14 protein-coding genes and 1 pseudogene are annotated in these 15,324 nt (G+C 66.7%); 7 read left to right on the forward strand and 8 right to left on the reverse strand.

Translation table 11 applies throughout. From position 1 onward, the window contains the following. Positions 1-68 precede the first annotated feature (68 nt). Both C5E41_RS17570 and C5E41_RS17575 read left to right on the forward strand, forming a co-directional pair. A complete protein-coding gene (locus tag C5E41_RS17570; RefSeq protein ID WP_104376890.1) occupies positions 69-1,223 on the forward strand; it encodes an amidohydrolase family protein in 1,155 nt (384 codons plus the stop codon). 35 nt (positions 1,224-1,258) lie between these two features. Continuing rightward, positions 1,259-1,462, forward strand: coding sequence for a hypothetical protein (locus C5E41_RS17575; RefSeq protein WP_104376891.1), 204 nt, complete (start codon positions 1,259-1,261; stop codon positions 1,460-1,462). Between the two features lie 153 nt (positions 1,463-1,615). On the opposite strand, the gene C5E41_RS17580 is transcribed toward C5E41_RS17575, so the two are convergent. Further along, positions 1,616-2,803, reverse strand: coding sequence for an acyl-CoA dehydrogenase family protein (locus tag C5E41_RS17580; RefSeq protein WP_104376892.1), 1,188 nt, complete (start codon positions 2,801-2,803; stop codon positions 1,616-1,618). 26 nt (positions 2,804-2,829) lie between these two features. After that, entirely contained in the window at positions 2,830-3,612 is a 783-nt protein-coding gene (locus tag C5E41_RS17585) for an enoyl-CoA hydratase/isomerase family protein (protein ID WP_104376893.1), read from the reverse strand. 290 nt (positions 3,613-3,902) lie between these two features. On the opposite strand from C5E41_RS17585, the pseudogene C5E41_RS35975 reads away from it, so the two are divergent. Beyond that, positions 3,903-4,112, forward strand: a pseudogene (locus C5E41_RS35975) (hypothetical protein); the annotation flags it as partial. Between the two features lie 37 nt (positions 4,113-4,149). Here the strand turns inward: C5E41_RS35975 and C5E41_RS17595 are convergent. From C5E41_RS17595 to C5E41_RS17605, 3 genes are all read right to left on the reverse strand, one after another. Further along, complete coding sequence (locus C5E41_RS17595) at positions 4,150-5,685, reverse strand: class I adenylate-forming enzyme family protein (RefSeq protein WP_104376894.1); 1,536 nt, start codon at positions 5,683-5,685, stop codon at positions 4,150-4,152. A 115-nt stretch (positions 5,686-5,800) separates the two neighbouring features. Continuing rightward, positions 5,801-8,269 (reverse strand): CaiB/BaiF CoA transferase family protein, encoded by a 2,469-nt coding sequence (locus C5E41_RS17600; protein WP_258081040.1) that lies wholly within the window; start codon positions 8,267-8,269, stop codon positions 5,801-5,803. Between the two features lie 70 nt (positions 8,270-8,339). Next, complete coding sequence (locus C5E41_RS17605; protein WP_104376895.1) at positions 8,340-9,803, reverse strand: aldehyde dehydrogenase family protein; 1,464 nt, start codon at positions 9,801-9,803, stop codon at positions 8,340-8,342. A gap of 203 nt (positions 9,804-10,006) precedes the next feature. Here C5E41_RS17605 and C5E41_RS17610 point away from each other — a divergent pair, with 203 nt between their 5' ends. From C5E41_RS17610 to C5E41_RS34485, 4 genes are all read left to right on the forward strand, one after another. Further along, a complete protein-coding gene (locus tag C5E41_RS17610) occupies positions 10,007-10,621 on the forward strand; it encodes a TetR/AcrR family transcriptional regulator (protein WP_104376896.1) in 615 nt (204 codons plus the stop codon). Positions 10,622-10,737: 116 nt separating this feature from the next. Next, positions 10,738-11,568 (forward strand): mycofactocin-coupled SDR family oxidoreductase, encoded by an 831-nt coding sequence (locus C5E41_RS17615; RefSeq protein ID WP_104376897.1) that lies wholly within the window; start codon positions 10,738-10,740, stop codon positions 11,566-11,568. A 52-nt stretch (positions 11,569-11,620) separates the two neighbouring features. Next, positions 11,621-11,743 carry a hypothetical protein gene (locus C5E41_RS36210; RefSeq protein WP_439956405.1) on the forward strand — a complete coding sequence of 41 codons (123 nt, stop codon included), beginning with the start codon at positions 11,621-11,623 and terminating at the stop codon, positions 11,741-11,743. 70 nt (positions 11,744-11,813) lie between these two features. Continuing rightward, complete coding sequence (locus C5E41_RS34485; RefSeq protein WP_219823184.1) at positions 11,814-12,149, forward strand: zinc-binding dehydrogenase; 336 nt, start codon at positions 11,814-11,816, stop codon at positions 12,147-12,149. Here C5E41_RS34485 and C5E41_RS17625 read toward each other — a convergent pair. The 3 genes from C5E41_RS17625 to C5E41_RS17635 form a co-directional block, all read right to left on the reverse strand. Further along, a complete protein-coding gene (locus C5E41_RS17625) occupies positions 12,104-12,847 on the reverse strand; it encodes an SDR family NAD(P)-dependent oxidoreductase (protein ID WP_104376898.1) in 744 nt (247 codons plus the stop codon). The genes C5E41_RS34485 and C5E41_RS17625 overlap by 46 nt on opposite strands. After that, a complete protein-coding gene (locus tag C5E41_RS17630; RefSeq protein ID WP_104376899.1) occupies positions 12,844-14,148 on the reverse strand; it encodes an acyl-CoA dehydrogenase family protein in 1,305 nt (434 codons plus the stop codon). The genes C5E41_RS17625 and C5E41_RS17630 overlap by 4 nt, the downstream gene beginning before the upstream one ends. A 61-nt stretch (positions 14,149-14,209) precedes the next feature. Further along, the gene (locus tag C5E41_RS17635; protein ID WP_258081041.1) at positions 14,210-15,253 is read right to left on the reverse strand and encodes a phosphotransferase family protein; all 1,044 of its coding nucleotides are present in this window, start codon (positions 15,251-15,253) and stop codon (positions 14,210-14,212) included. Between the last annotated feature and the right edge of the window lie 71 nt (positions 15,254-15,324).

The following is a 15,324-nucleotide window of genomic DNA, read 5'->3' on the forward strand; positions in this document are numbered from 1 at the left end:
TATTCTAGAAACTAATTCTTCGACAACCCGTCTCACCGTCTCGGGTGAAGCGATCAGGAGGCATCGAAATGACAACCAAGCTGTGGGCAAACTCGGCGGACTCGCACTTCCTCGAGCCCGAGGACCTGTGGCGCACCCGGCTGCCGAAGCGGCTCGCCGAACTCGTCCCTCGCTCGGAGAAGGATCCGGATGGCAAGTGGGAGACGGTATTCGTCGACGGCCAGGCCTTTCGGCGCCGGCTGCCCACGATCGCCCAGGAGGAGTTCTTCGCCGCGAGCATGCGCGCCCCCGGCTCCGGCGATGTGACCAAGCGCCTGCCGGACTTGGATGAAGAGGGCATCTGGTCGGAGCTGGTGTTCCCGTCCCTGGGCATGTGGGCCTCGTCGTTCCGCACCCCCGAGGTGCTGCGGGAGGCGACCAGGGCTTCCAACGACTGGGCCAAAGAGGTCATCATGGACTACTCGCCGCGGCTCATCCCCACCGCGCAAGTCTCCACCCTCTCCATCGAGGACGCGTGCGCCGAGCTGAAGCGCTGCGGTGAGCTGGGCTTCAAGGCCGTATTCCTGACCGTGGCCCCGCACCCGCAGCAGAAGGACTACAACCACGACTCGTGGGAGCCGTTCTGGGCGCTCGCCGAGGACATCGGCATGGTGATCTCGTTCCACATCGGCACCGAGCCGATCGATATGGCCAGCGGCGGCGCGGCCGGCGTCATGTACCGAGGCCCCGGCGGCGCGGTGCTGAACTACACCGAGACGACCTTCGGCGGTCAGCGCGCGGTAATGAAGCTGGTCGCCTCCGGCGCGCTCGACCGGCACCCGAACCTGAAGATCCTTGTCTCCGAAGGCGGTGCGACCTGGGTGCCGTTCATCGCCGACCGGATGGAGGAGGGCTACCGCCAGCATTCGCAGGTGGTCCGCCCGAAGCTGAACCGCTCGCCCAAGGAGATCATCTACTCCCAGGTGTACGCGTCGTTCCAGCACGACGAGTCGGCTGTGCACGCCATGACCGCGATGGGCTACAACAACGTCATGTGGGGCAGCGACTACCCGCACATGGAGGGCACCTACGGGCACACCCAGAAGACCCTGCACCACCTGTTCGACAACGTCGACCAGAAGACGCGGGACCGGATCACGTTCGGTGCCTTCCAGGAACTGTTCCCCGACGCTCCCCTGCCGCCCGCCCCGGGCACCGTGAACCCGGCCGAAGCGACGGTCTGACGCCCCGCCGTCCCCGACAGAATCGAGAACACCTCATGGGAGACAGCGTTCTCTACGACCTGCCGACCGAGTTTTTCGCCGACATGGCCGCCGCCTCGGGCTACTGCGACGCCCAATCCATCCTGCCCGTCGAGGGCAAATACCTGTGCCACTGCACCTGCGGCCGCTGGGACGTAGAATCCCCCACCCGCGACGAGGGCCTGGCCCTCGCCCGCGCCCACACCGCGGAAACCGCGTAGCACAACCGAATACGAAGCATCCGCATCGCGCCCCGGCCGGTGCGGATGTTTCGTTTCAGACCTTGTTTCAGGCATATGGGCATGCCCCGGAGCCGATGCGCTCCGGGGCTTCCAGTTGCTCGGGGGTCAGGTGTCGTGATCCGCCGGCGTCTGTCAGCGCGGCATTTTCAGCCCGCGCTCGGCGATGATGTTCCGCATGATCTCCGAGCTGCCGCCCGCGATCGTATACGCGCGGGCGTAGAGGAATTCGTCCTGCCAGCGGCCGTTGTCGACAGCGCCGGGATCACCTTCGACCAGGATGCCCGCCTCACCGCTCAATTCCAATGCGAAGCGCGCGATGTCGACGCCGAGCTCGCTGAACATCAGTTTGGCCATCGGCGCGTCCTGCACGCGCTCGGTTCCGCGCGACCACCGGCTGATGTTCGCGTAGACCAACGCGGACAATGCCTCGACCTCGGCCCGTAACTTGCCGAGCGTCTCCTGGACCGCGCCGTCTTCGATGGCCGACCGTCCGCCTCTGCTGATTCGCTTCGCCAGATCTTCGAGCGCGTCCACGTTCCGACGCAGCCGCACCACGCTCGTGGCGACCCCACTGCGCTCGTGTCCGAGACTCGAATTGGCAATGGCCCAACCGGAATTGAGCTCGCCGATCAGGGCGTCGGCGGGCAGTTCGACGTTGTCGAGGAATACCTCGTTGAAGTCGGAGGTCCCGGTCATCTCGCGCAGCGGGCGCACATCGACACCGGGCAGACTCATATCGACGATGAACGCGCTGATGCCCTTGTGTTTGGGCGCGTCCGTGTCGGTGCGAGCCAGCAGATAGCCGTAGTCGGCCCAGTGGCCGTTGGTGGTCCACACCTTCTGCCCGGTGACGCGGAAGCCGCCGTTCTCGGTCCGGACCGCCTTGGTGCGCAACGATGCCAGGTCGCTGCCGGAGCTGGGCTCACTGAACAGCTGGCACCACGTGTCCTTGCCGGAACGGATGCCCGGAAGGTAGCGCTGACGCTGCTCCTCGGTGCCGAAGTCGATCAGGGCGTGCGAGACCAGAGCGCCCGCGCCCGCGAAGTGCGGCGCTTGGGCTCGTGCGATCTCCTCCCCGACCACCACATCACGTTCGGCCTGGTACGAACTCCCCTGTCCTCCATACTGTTCCGGCCAGTCGCCGCCCATGTATCCGGCGGCGAAAAGCTTGCCGATCCACTCGGTGATCAGGGTGTGCTCGGCCCGGTCCTCGGCGCTTCGCACACCGGCCTTCGGCGGGATCGCGGGCGCGTTGGCCTCGACGAATTCCCGCACTTCGAGCCGGAACCGCTCGAGCTCCGGGCTCATTCCGTAGTCCATCTAGCTACTCCTCCTGGCGACCGTGGTCAGCGAACCTCGTACGTGCGGGTGGGCACCTCGGACCGTACGACCTGCTCCTGACCGATCGGATTGCCGATGATCGTGTACGACATACCCGTGGCGAGGGCGTTCGAGCGGCCGGTGTCGCGGGACTCCCAGATCGCCCGGATGCTGCCCTGCACCGCGGCCGGTGGTTTGGCGGCGATCCGCTCGGCGAGGTCCTGCGCGCGATCCCACAGCTGCGCCCGCGGCAGCACCTCGCTGACGAAACCGATCTGATGCGCGCGTTCGGCGGACATGCGCTCGTCGAGTCCGAGCAGCACCATGCGCAGTACCTCGCCGATCGGGATGCGGTGGGCGAGCCCGATCGGCTCGAGGGCCGCGACCATGCCGTAGGAGACGTGCGGGTCGAAGAACTGAGCGTCGTCGCTGGAGATGATGATGTCGGCCTCGTTGAGCCAGTAGAGGGCACCACCGGCGACCATGCCGTGTACCGCGCAGATCAGCGGCTTCCAGCACCCGTTCTGCTTGGGTGAGAGATCGACGCCGGGGTCCTGCCGGCTGAACGGATTGTCGGCGAGGAAGGTCCCTTCCTTCACGTCCACCCCGGTGCAGAAGGCGCGATCACCGCTGGCCCGCAGCACGATCGCGTGCACATCGTCCTTGTCGTCAGCGAACCGCCACAGTGCCTTGAACTCCGCGCGCATCGCGTCGTTGAAGGAGTTCAACCGATCCGGCCGGTTGAGCGTGATGGTCAAGACGTGGTCCTTCAGCTCCGCTATGACCGTGGTCAACCCGTTCAGATCCACCGTTCCTCCTGCAGTCGCCTATGATGTCAACAAAGCTTACTAAGTTATCCTTCAAATGTCAGCAGTCGGGCCGTGCGCCGACGAGAACGAGGCCGGGAGACCAGATCCATGACGCAAAGCTTGCTCTTCTCACCGCTGACCCTGCGCGGGGTTTGGTGATGTCGGAAGCCACCGCGGTGGTGCCCGAGGGCCGCATCTGCATCCCCGACGCCGGTATCTGGAGCGACGAACACGCCGAAGCCTGATCCCGGATCACCCGGTTCATCGTCGGCCGAGGGTCGATTCCCGGGATGCAACTCGCGCACGCCGGCCGCGAGGGCAGCACCCAGATTCCCACACAGGGTCGCGACGCGATCACCGAAGCCGAGGGCGGCTGGCGCACCGTGGCTCCCTCCGCGATCGCCTATGCGGGATTGCCGGAACCGCATGCACTCACCGTCGAGGAGGTCCTGGAAATCCATACCGCACACGGCTATCTGCTCAACGAATTCCTCTCCCCGCTCGGCAACGACCGCACCGACCGCTACGGCGGCGACTTCACCGGCCGCACACCGCCGGCGGGCTCCATGTTCGAGCCAGATCGATGGTGTCGAGCAGCCCGGTTTTGCGGACCTTGTTGGTCGGCGTGCGCGGTAGCGTGTCGATCAGGGTCAGGTATTTCGGCAGGGCGTGTTTGGGGAGGCGGCTCCTCATCCACTCGTAGAGGGCAGGCTCGTCCAGGACGCTGTTGTCGACTACCTCTGCCGCGATCAGAATCTCTTGTCCCGCAACGGAATCGGGTACGCCGATGACGGCGCAGCCGACGAGTTGCGGATGTTCGTCTATGACTGCTTCTACAGCGGTGGTCGAGATGTTCTCACCCAGCCGGCGAATGGTGTCGCCGGCCCGATGGAGAAATTCGAAATCGCCTCCGGGGTGCCGGATGACGTGGTCGCCCGTGTGGTACCAACCGCCGGCCAATGCACGCTCGGTCGCCTCCGGCTGGTTGAGATATCCGACCATGATCATGCGGCGGTCGGCGGGCTGGATCCAGAGCTCTCCCGGGACGCCGTCGACCACCGGTTGTCCGTTCTCGTCCACGACTTGGGCCCGATAGCCGTCGCGTACGCGGCCGCACCACGTGTGTTCGAGATCGGGTGGATCGCTCAGCACCAGGGGGAAACCGACCTCCGTGGATCCGTAGAGGTCGTAGCATTTCGCATCGAATCGCTGGGCGAATTCGGCGGCGAGAGCGACATTGTGGCCGGCGAACACGGCCTCGAGTGGATTGTCGGCGTCATCCGCGCGTGGCGGCAGCGCCAGCAACAATGGCGCCAGGAGAGTTGCTGTGGTGCAACCGAACTCGCGGACATCGTCCATGGTGGCCTTCGCCGAGAACCGTTCACGGAAGACGACTCGGCCGCCGGTGGCGCACATTGCCACCAGCGGGCTGCGTCCGGTGACGTGGAACATCGGATGGCAGTTGTAGGTCACATCGTTGGGGCCCAAGGGGATTCGGCCGGCCATAGTGGCGAACTGAGCCCAATCGAGTATCACGCCCTTGGCCGGTCCGGTACTGCCCGAGGTGTAGATCACGCACGCGATATCGGCCGGTGCGGGAAGCGCGTCGAATTCGATGGTGGCGGCGTCCAAGTGTGTCCACGCGCCACGCTCGACAGTGTGAATGGGTAAGGCCGGTCGGGTATTCCGGATGTGGTCGACGAATTCCGGTCGGGCCAGGCACAGTATCGGAGCGGCGTCGTCGAGAACGTGTTCGAGGAACGCGCCCTTCAGTTCAGGGTTGACCGGAACCTCCACCGCGCCGAGGCAACCGAGCGCGATCCAGATCATCGCCGCATCGATCGACGGCGGCAGCAACGTCGCCACCCGGCAGCCAGGCGCAACGCCGAGACCGCGGAGGTACTCCGCCCAGCCGCGCACGCCCTCCCACGTCGCACCGTAGGTGGCGTGGGCGCCGGTCACCTCTTGGAGAAACGGCCGGTCCGGCTCCGACCCAGCGCGAGAACGTAATTGAACCGGCAGCACCGACGCCGGATCGGTCACCGCGGAAACGAACGTCGATACAGCAGACACCCCGGGTTCTCTTTCTTCTCACGCTTCGGACGCCGACCGACAGCGCCCTGGAGAGCGGGCCGGCGCTACATCGGGCCGCGGCCGCCCGGCCCGGCGCCCGCAGCCCGTCGGCAATTCAGTTGTCGCAGGCGATGATTCCGAGCTCGAGCAGCTCATCGATGCGCTGCTCGCCCACCCCGATCTCGCGAAGCACCGGTCGGGTGTGCTGGCCGATGGTGCAGCCCGCATCGGCCTTGGTGCGCGAGCGCGAGAAGCGGGTGAGCGGGGCCAGGCGACGGTGCTCGTCGAAGATCGGGCTCACCGCTTCCACGCAGTAGCCGGCCTCGAAGAACGGATCGGACTGCAGCGCCGATTCGGAGTTGCGTTCGAGGATCGCGACACAACCCACGTCGAGTGCGGTGAGTTCGTCCTCCCACTGCTGGTTGCCCTTGCCCGCGAACACGCCAGCGAGGACCTCCGCGAGCGCCGCATCGTTGGTGTGGCGGTCCTGCGCGGTGGCGAATCTCGGATCCGACGCCAGATCCGCATACGGCGACAACGCCTTCACCAGCGCCTCCCATTCGCTCGGCAGCGGCGCGGCCAGAAAGACCCAGCCGTCGGCGGCCTGATACATCCGGTAGAGCGCGCCGAGTCCGTAGAACTGCGCATCCGGGATCGCGATCTGCGGGCGGCCTTCGTAGCTGGAGTTGTAGGAGATCAGCGCCTGATGCACGGTCCCGAGCATGGTGGTGACCATTGTCGAGAGCTCGACACCGTTGCGCTTGGCATAGAGACCCACCAGCATCGCCGAGGCGACCCCTAGCGCGGCGATGCCGTCGGATTGGACGGCCGGCACCGCACCGGCCGCATGCAGGGTGCGCGCGCCCGCGCGCAACGCATCCGCATCGCTCGGCGGGTTGGCGGCGTCCCGACCGTCCACGACCGACAGTCCGGTCGCCGCGCCGATCGAGGGAGCGTATGCGGGCCTGGCCGCATACGGGCCCTCGACCCCGTAACCGGGGGTGCTCAGATAGACGAGGTCGGGATTGATCGACTTCAACGTCGCCTCGTCGATCTGCGCCCGCTCCGCGGCGGCGCCCCGGAAGCATTGCAACACAACGTCGCTGCGCTTGACCAACTCGTAGACGAGTTCGAGTCCGGCCGGCGTGGTGAGGTCGATCGCCACACTTTCCTTGCCCTGCAACACCTTCGCGCCCCCGGCCTCAGGGAAGGCGACCAGGTTGCGAATGTTGTCGCCTGCGATCGGCTCGATCTTGATCACCCTGGCGCCGAGATCGCCGAGCACGGTCGCCCCGTAAGGACCGGCGAACATGGTGCCGAATTCGAGAACCGTCACCCCGCGCAGCGGCAACTCCTCCGGCGCCGACGTACCGGCCGCCGGTGCGGGCGTCGCCGCGGCGATCGCGGCGCGGACCTCGTCGTCGTGCTGGCCCGGCAGCGGCGCGGGACGCACCGGCGTCAGCGGCTTCCCGTCGGCGTGGATGAGGGTGGACGGTTGGCGCACCGGACCGATCCCGGGGTTGTCGACCGTGACGACTCGGCCCTCCGCGACGACCTGCGGGTGGTCCAATGCCTCGTCGGGGGTGCGGAATGCCTCGGCGCTGATGTCGTGGTTGGTCTCGAAGACCTGCTGCCATTCCTCGAAGGTGCGAGCGCCCACCCGGTCGAGCATCATCTGCCAGAATTCGGTGCGGAGTTCGGCGGTCGGCAGCATCGGGAACCCGGTCCACTTGGGGTCGGCCAGTTCCTTCACCAGATCGAGTTCGGTGAGCCAGGCCTGCATCAACCGGGGCGCGGTCTGCGCGAACTGCAGCCAGCGACCGTCCTTGGTCGACGCGATCAGCAGGGCATAGATCAGATAGGCCTGCGGACGTCCCTCGTCGTCGTAGGCCACATCCATCGGGCTGAAGGCGTCGGGGTAGCGCTCGAGCACCATTTCGTAGAACCAGTTGTAGGGATCCATCGCGCCCATCCCGGTGACCAGGTTGGATTCGACGGCCTGTCCGCGGCCACTGGACATGCGTTCGATCAGCGCGGCGAGGATGCCGTGCACAGCTGCCTGCGACGCTCCGAACGACGCGTAGGGCGCGGTGACGAACGCCGGTCCGGGCCGAATCGTCAGCTGCCGCTTCTCGAACATGACCCCGGTCTTGGCCATCACGAGGCCTTCCCAGCCCTTGTAGTCCTTCCACGGACCGGTACTGCCCCAGCCGGTGATCGACGCCCAGACCAGCCGCGGATACTTCTCGTCCACGGACTCCGGGGTGAGCCCGATCCGCGCCGCCGAGGTCGGCCGCATCGTCGTGATCAGCACATCCGCGGTACTCAGCAGCGCGCGCAACGCGGCGAGGTCGTCCTCGGCGTGCAGGTCCAGGGTGATGCTGCGTTTGCCGCGGAGCAGGCCGGGCCAGCCCGCGAGGTGGCGCAGGTCGCTGCCGCCGGGCGGCTCGACCATGATGACGTCCGCACCGCAGTCGGCCAGAAACTGGCTCGCCTGCGCACCGGGCAGGGTGGTCGAGAGGTCGACGACCACCACCCCCGCGAGGGGACCCGAGCTGGTTGCCTGGTCCGGTTCTGTCGTCACGGTGAATCCTTTCGTCACAAATCTGGTCGGCACCGAGGTGCCACGCCCTACCCGTGGGCCCGGCGAAAAATCAAGCGATGGCGATGTTCTTGAGCCGCAGGAACTCCTCGATCCCTTGCCGCCCGCCTTCCTTGCCCAGGCCGCTGAGCCCGACACCACCGAACGCCCGGTTGACACCGAGGTTCATCGCGCCGTTGATCAGGACCTCACCGGTGACCAGCTCCTCCGCGACCCGATGCGCGCGGCGCAGATCGTTGGTTTGGATATATCCGGACAGGCCGTACTCGCTGTTGTTGGCGATCTCGATCGCCTCCTGCTCGGTCGCGAACGGGGTGATCGCCAGTACCGGACCGAACACCTCTTTCTGGGCGAGTTCGGACTGCGGATCGACATCGGCGAAGACGGTCGGCTCCAGGAAGAAACCGTCGGCCAGCGCCCCCTCGACCCGGTGGCCGCCGGTGACCAGACGCGCGCCGTCGGCTTGGGCGCGCTCGATCATGCCGAGAATCCGATGCAGCGCCGCCTCGTTGACGACGGGACCGGACACGGTCCCCTCGGCCAGCGGATCGCCGACGGTGATGAATTCGGCGAACGCCTTGACCCGCCCGATCATCTCCTCATAGATGCTGTCCTGCACCAACATTCGAGTCGGCAGCGCGCAGCCTTGGCCGCTGAGCGCACCGATCGACATCATCGTGCCGTGCGAGCACGCCTGGTCCAGATCTGCGTCGGCGAACACGATATTGGCCGACTTGCCACCGAGTTCGAGCACGGACGGCTTCATAAGATCCGCGCAGCTGTGCAGGATCTTGCGCGCGGTATCGGGACCGCCGGTAAAGGTCACCTTCTTGACCAACGGATGCTCGACCAGCGCCGCACCCGCCTCGGGCGCACCGGGCAGGACGTTGACCACTCCTGCCGGGATGCCGGCCTGCTCGACCAGATCGGCGAACAGTTCGGCGGTGAACGGCGTCAGCTCCGACGGCTTGACCACCACCGTATTTCCCGCCGCCAAGGCAGCCGGAATCTTCATCGCGAGCGAGATCAACGGACCGTTCCAGGTGATGATCACACCGATCACGCCGTAGGGCTGGCCCAGCGAATAGGAGAACTCGCCGTCCACACCGAGCGATCCGGTGACCTCGGAGGTGAGTTTGTCCGCCCACCCGGCGTAGTAGCGAGTCCACTCGATGGACGTCGCGACCAGACCGGCGGCGACCGGGATGGGAGTGCCGTTGTCGAGCGCACCCAATCGAGCGAATTCTTCGGCATTGGCCTCGATCAGATCGGCAAGCCTGGTCAGCAGCAGCCGCCGCTCCGCCGGCCGAGTGCGGCGCCATTCGGCGAACGCGTCATGTGCCGTGCGGGCGGCCCGGTCGACCTCGTCGGCACCTGCCAGCGGTATCCGCGCGTCGACCGTGCCGTCGACGGGGTTGACGTGCTCGTGCACCCCGCCCGATCCGGTCGCGATCCGCTCGGTACCGATTCGGAGGTGCACGGTGGGCCTGGTCGTATCGATTGCCTGACTGGTCATGGATTCACCACTCGCTTCGCTGCGGTCGGATGAGAAGACAACGCCATCTTAGTTAGCTATGTTGCGCAGCTCACACACTATTACGGACTCCAAGTGTCTGCAAGTAGCAAAATGGGGAGACCGCTCGGCCGCTGCGGCAGTCGACTGTGATTGGTTGATTCGAGAAGAATGCGCGGACAGATGCGACCGAGGAGTGAGAACACATGGGCCGGCAAGCCACACCGCTCGGACGACCGCGCGACCCGGAACTCGACGAGAAACTGATGACGGCGGCGCTGCTCGAATACGCCCAGCTGGGCTGGGGCGCATTCACGATGCAGGGCGTCGCCAGGCGCGCCGGCGTCGGCAAGTCCGCGCTCTATCTGCGCTGGGCGAACAAGGAACAATTACTGCTCGACAGCGTCGAATCGGTGGCGCTGACGTTGCGCATCAACGTCGACACCGGCTCGCTGACCGGCGATTTGACGGCGCTGGCCACCGCACTGCTCGAACACTTCCTCGACCCGATCGGCTGGGCGACGTTGCGGATCACCATCGACGTCACCGCCGAGTTCACCGATCTGCAACCCTTCCAGCAGCGCATCGTGAAGGCGCTGCGGGCGCCGGCGACGGGCGCCTTCACCAGGGCCGTCGAGCGCGGCGAGATGGCCACGGACACTCCACACGAGCCACTGATCGAGTCGCTGTTCGGCGCGGTGCTGATGCACACCCTCGGATGTTCACCGGAGCAGCGCGCGCACGCACGCACACATCCTGTCGAGCATGTCGCACCACTCGTCGAGGTGATCGTGCGCTCCGCCCGCCCAGCGAAGAAGTGATTGCACATAGATAACTCAGTGGGTTACCTTAGTCACCGCATGCGAGGCATGCATTCCCACCCCGTACACGGGGCCCCTCCCGCGGCAAACCCGTGTCGATCAAACGGAGGACCACCATGACCGGTCTCGAGGGCAAAGTCGCCCTGATCACTGGAGCCGCACGAGGACAGGGCCGCTCACACGCGGTGCGCCTGGCCGGCGAGGGCGCCGACATCATCGCCCTCGACATCTGCGCGGATATCGACACGATGGACTACCCCAACGCGACCCCCGAGGACCTGAAGGAAACGGTGGCCCAGGTCGAGGCACTCGGCCGGCGGATCGTCGCGACCGAGACCGACGTTCGCGATGCCGCCGCGACCCGGGAGGCCGTCGACCGGGGTTACGAGACGTTCGGGCGACTCGACATCGTGCTGTCCAATGCGGGCATCGTCCGGCTCAGCGACGGACCCGACGATTACGCACAGATGTGGCGCGACGTGGTGTCGACCAATCTGAGCGGCGGCTTTCATGTCGTGAATGCCGCTGTGCCGCATATCATTTCCGGTGGCCGGGGCGGGTCGATCGTCTTCACCGGATCGACGGCGGGTGTGCGCCCGACCGCGAGTCTGAACACCGCCGCACTGGCCTACACCGCGTCGAAGTGGGGGCTGGTCGGCATCTGCAAGCAGTACGCCGCGTCGCTGGCCGAGCATTCGATCCGAGTCAATATCGTGCATCCGACGGGCGTCGCCTCGGGGATGACGATGAACGAGGCGATGGCCCGGCTCGCCCAGGAGGCGGCCGCGGGCGGCGATAACTCGATCTCGCAGATGCAGAATGCGATGCGGATCCAGATCCTCCAGCCCGGTGACATCTCCGACGCCATCGCATTTCTGGTCTCCGATCAGGCGAAGTGGATCACGGGAGTCTCCCTGCCGGTGGACGCCGGCTTCTCCATCCGCTAGCCGAAGAGGACCTTTCACGGTAGGAAGCGAGTTCGCGGGCACCGCGCTGTCCGTGGGCGACGGAGTGCGGTCCGTCGCCCCCGGAGACCCGGTCATGGGTGTGTGTTCACCGGCGCCTTCGCGGAGCAGATCGCGGTGCCCGAGGCCTCGCTTTCGCCAATTCCGCACGGGCTGAGCATGATCGACGCCGCGGCGTTCGGGGTCACGTATCGTACGGCGTATCACTCGCTCGTCCCATCGGCGAGATGCGGCCCGGCGACTGGGTGGTCGTCCTGGGCGCCGCCGGCGGCGTGGGGACCGCATGCGTCGACATCGCGACACGACTCGGGGGCCGGGTGATCGCGGCGGCGTCGTCCCGGGAGCGGATCGAATTGTGCCGCCGCCTCGGCGCGGTCGCGGGTATCGCCTATGAGGACGAGGACCTCGAAGACCGCATCAAGGCGATCACCGCCGGTCGTGGAGCCGGCGTGGTCATCGATCCCGTCGGCGGCGCGTACGCGGAACCGGCGATCCGCGCCACCTCTTGGGGCGGCCGTCAGTACAAGCCGCCGTCCACCCGGATCAGTGAGGCCGTGGTGTAACTGGACGCCGGGCTCGCCAAATACAGTGCCGTGGTCACGATCTCGGAGGGATCACCCGGCCGGCCCGCCGCGCTGCGACTGGTCCGCCGCCCCTCTTCGGGCCAGGCCTTGGAGATGTCGGTGAGAAACGGGCCCGCCGAGATGGTGTTGACCCTGACCTTCGGGGCGTACTCGCGTGCGAAAACCTGGGTCAGCGCGTTCAGTCCGGCCTTCGCTCCGGAGTACGGCCCGAATCCCGGCTGCGGCATGAGCGCACCGGAAGAGGACACGTTGATGATCGAACCACCCTCGCCCGCCGCCATCCGCTCCCCCACCAGGGCGCACAGCCGGAAGGGGCCCTTGAAGTTCACATCGACGATCTTGTCGAAAAGTTCCTCGCTCGTCTGCGCGGACGACGGTGCCAGCGGCGACATCCCGGCATTGTTGACCAGCACGTCGACCTTGCCGAACTCGGCGTAGGCGGCCTCGACCAACGCACCGATCCGGTCCCACTTGCCGACGTGGCATCCGACAGCGAGCGCCCGATGCCCCAGTGCTGCAACCTCTTTCGCCACTTCCTCGCACGCCTCGGCCTTGCGGCTGGTGATCACCACATCGGCTCCCGCCGCGGCGAAGGCCAGCACCATCTGCCTGCCGAGACCGCGGCTGCCGCCGGTGACGAGGGCGACCTTGCCGTCGAGTGAAAACAGATCCGTCATGCGATCCCGTACTCCTTCAGAATGTCGGCGTACCGCGCGCGGGCCGCGTCGCGTCGCGTCGGAATGTGTTCGGAGGGAAACAGTCCCGCGGCGGGACGGTAACCTTTGAGCACCTGCTTGGCGACAGTCGCCTTGTGCACCTCGGTGGGGCCGTCTGCCAACGCCAGCGACGGCACGCTGGTCCACCACTCGTAGAGCGGCAGTTCGGTGGTGACACCGAGGGAACCGTGGATCTGTACCGCCCGGCCGATGATGTCGGCGAAGATCTTCGCCATCGCCACCTTGCACATCGCGATGTTGGTGCGTGCCGCGCCGTGTGGCTCGTTGTCGATGATCCACGCGGTCTGCATCACCAGCAGCCGGAATTGGGCCAGCTCGATCCACGAATCCGCGATGAACTGCTGAACCATTTGCTTGTCCGCCAGTAATTCGCCCTGCGTGCGCCGCGAGAGCACCCGCTCGGCCATCATGTCGAAAGCGCGCCGGCATTTGCCCACCGTGCGCATCGCATGGTGGACCCGGCCACCGCCGAGCCGGGCCTGAGCCACCTCGAACCCCTGGCCGGGGCCACCGAGGATCGCGTCGGCCGGCACCCGCACATCGTTGTAGCGGATATAGCCGTGGGTGCCCTCGTCGAGCTCCTCCCGGTCCGGCATCGCCACCACGTTGCGGATGATCTCGATGCCGGGCGTTTCGGCGGGCACCACGAACATCGACATCCGGCGATAGGGCGAGGCGTCCGGGTCGGTGACGGCCATGACGATGAAGAAGGCCGCATAGCGCGCGTTGGAGGAAAACCACTTCTCCCCGCTGATGACCCATTCGTCACCATCGCGGCGTGCGGCGCAGACGAACTCCTTCGGGTCGGCGCCCGCCTGTGGCTCGGTCATCGAAAAGCAGGACACGATGTCGCCGTCGAGCAGCGGCTGCAGATACCGCGATTTCTGCTCCGCGGTGCCGAACATGGCCAGGATTTCCGCGTTGCCGGTGTCCGGAGCCGCGGTACCGAAGACCGTCGGCGCCCACATCGACCGGCCCAGGATCTCGTTCATCAGGGCGAGTTTCAGCTGCCCGTACCCCTGTCCGCCGAGTTCTGGACCGAGGTGGCAAGCCCACAGATCTTGCTCGCGCACCCGCTGCTGCAACGGTTTCAGGATCGCACGAGCCGCCTTGTTCTCGGTGTTGTACGGCTGGCCGATGTGTGGGAAGAGCAAGTCCAGCGGCTCGCACTCCTCCCGCACGAAGGTGTCCATCCAGTCCAGCTTGGCCTGGAATTCGGGTTCGGTCCGGAAATCCCACATGTGTTCGGATCCTTTGTGTCAGAGGGAAAGTGGTGTGTACGTGGCGGCCGGGCCGGTCGCGTCAGCGCCCCAGCAGGGCCATCGCCTCCTCGACCAGGCCCGGCAGCGCGGGTTCCATCCGCAGAAACGCCTCGGGCATGGCGTCGGCCTTGCGGGCCCGCTTGATCAGCAGCGCGGTGGCCGCGGCCTCCTTGTAGCGAGTCAGCGCGTCGAACCAGGCGAGGTCGGGTACCGAGCGGCCCAGTGCCTGCTCGTACTCGCGGACCACCTCGGCGATGGTCGGCGTCCCGCACGGCTCCAGGCTGGGGGCGGCCGGGTGCCGCGCCTCGTCGGTGAAGTAGGTCAGCCAGCTCAGGTCCACCCGGGGATCGCCGATCGACCAGATCTCCCAGTCGATGATCGCGGTGACCCGGTCGCCGGCGCACAGAGTGTTGCCGAGCCGGTAGTCGCCGTGATTGATCACCCGCTCGGCCTGCTCCGGCACGGACTCGTGCAAGGCCAGCGCGCAGGCTCGATAGTTGCCCCGCAGATTCTCCGGCACCGTCTCGAAAGCGCGTGTCCACCGGTCGATCTCGGCACCGAGAGTAACGACGGGCTCGCCGCCCAAGCCGACGTGGGCCGGCTGCACGCGATGCAAATGACCGAGCATGCGGGCCGCGTCGAGGTACCTGGCCCGGACGCGGGGCGCCGCCGCGGCGTCGCGCGCATCCTCGAGCAGCGGCTCCACACACTCACCCGCGACCAGATCCATCGCCACGAACGGCGGCGTCTGCGGCGGCAGGCCCTCGTCGTCGAACAGTACCGCGGGCACCCGGACGCCGGGTGCCCGCGCCAACGCGGCCATCACCTGCCCCTGCCGCAGCACATCCCTGTTGCGCACCGGCATCAGCCCGGGCGGTGCGACCTTGAGCACCACCGGCTCGGTCGTCCCCGCCGAGGTTAGGTCCGCGACGAAGGTCAGGCTCGAGGCACCGCCGGTCAACGGCCGCACGCCCGAGACCGCCGCACCGGCGATGGTGCGGGCCGCCGCATCGGTGGCGCGGATCGCGAGCTGGTCGGCAAAGGTCGCCTCATCGAGTTGGATGGCTGCATCAGACGGTTGCACTGAACTGTTTCCTTCGAGGCGAGGAGCGGGACAAAGCGACCCGTCCGATGGTCAATAAAATCGAACTCGCA

The sequence above is a fragment of the Nocardia nova genome (assembly GCF_002933465.1).
Classification (GTDB): domain Bacteria; phylum Actinomycetota; class Actinomycetes; order Mycobacteriales; family Mycobacteriaceae; genus Nocardia; species Nocardia nova_B.

What these genes read in the sequence shown, in the direction of transcription:
- C5E41_RS17570 (WP_104376890.1), top strand. Translation starts at nt 69, where the DNA reads ATGACAACCAAGCTGTGGGCAAACTCGGCGGACTCGCACTTCCTCGAG.
- C5E41_RS17575 (WP_104376891.1), top strand. Translation starts at nt 1,259, where the DNA reads ATGGGAGACAGCGTTCTCTACGACCTGCCGACCGAGTTTTTCGCCGAC.
- C5E41_RS17580 (WP_104376892.1), bottom strand. Translation starts at nt 2,803, where the DNA reads ATGGACTACGGAATGAGCCCGGAGCTCGAGCGGTTCCGGCTCGAAGTG.
- C5E41_RS17605 (WP_104376895.1), bottom strand. Translation starts at nt 9,803, where the DNA reads ATGACCAGTCAGGCAATCGATACGACCAGGCCCACCGTGCACCTCCGA.
- C5E41_RS17610 (WP_104376896.1), top strand. Translation starts at nt 10,007, where the DNA reads ATGGGCCGGCAAGCCACACCGCTCGGACGACCGCGCGACCCGGAACTC.
- C5E41_RS17615 (WP_104376897.1), top strand. Translation starts at nt 10,738, where the DNA reads ATGACCGGTCTCGAGGGCAAAGTCGCCCTGATCACTGGAGCCGCACGA.
- C5E41_RS34485 (WP_219823184.1), top strand. Translation starts at nt 11,814, where the DNA reads ATGCGGCCCGGCGACTGGGTGGTCGTCCTGGGCGCCGCCGGCGGCGTG.
- C5E41_RS17625 (WP_104376898.1), bottom strand. Translation starts at nt 12,847, where the DNA reads ATGACGGATCTGTTTTCACTCGACGGCAAGGTCGCCCTCGTCACCGGC.
- C5E41_RS17630 (WP_104376899.1), bottom strand. Translation starts at nt 14,148, where the DNA reads ATGTGGGATTTCCGGACCGAACCCGAATTCCAGGCCAAGCTGGACTGG.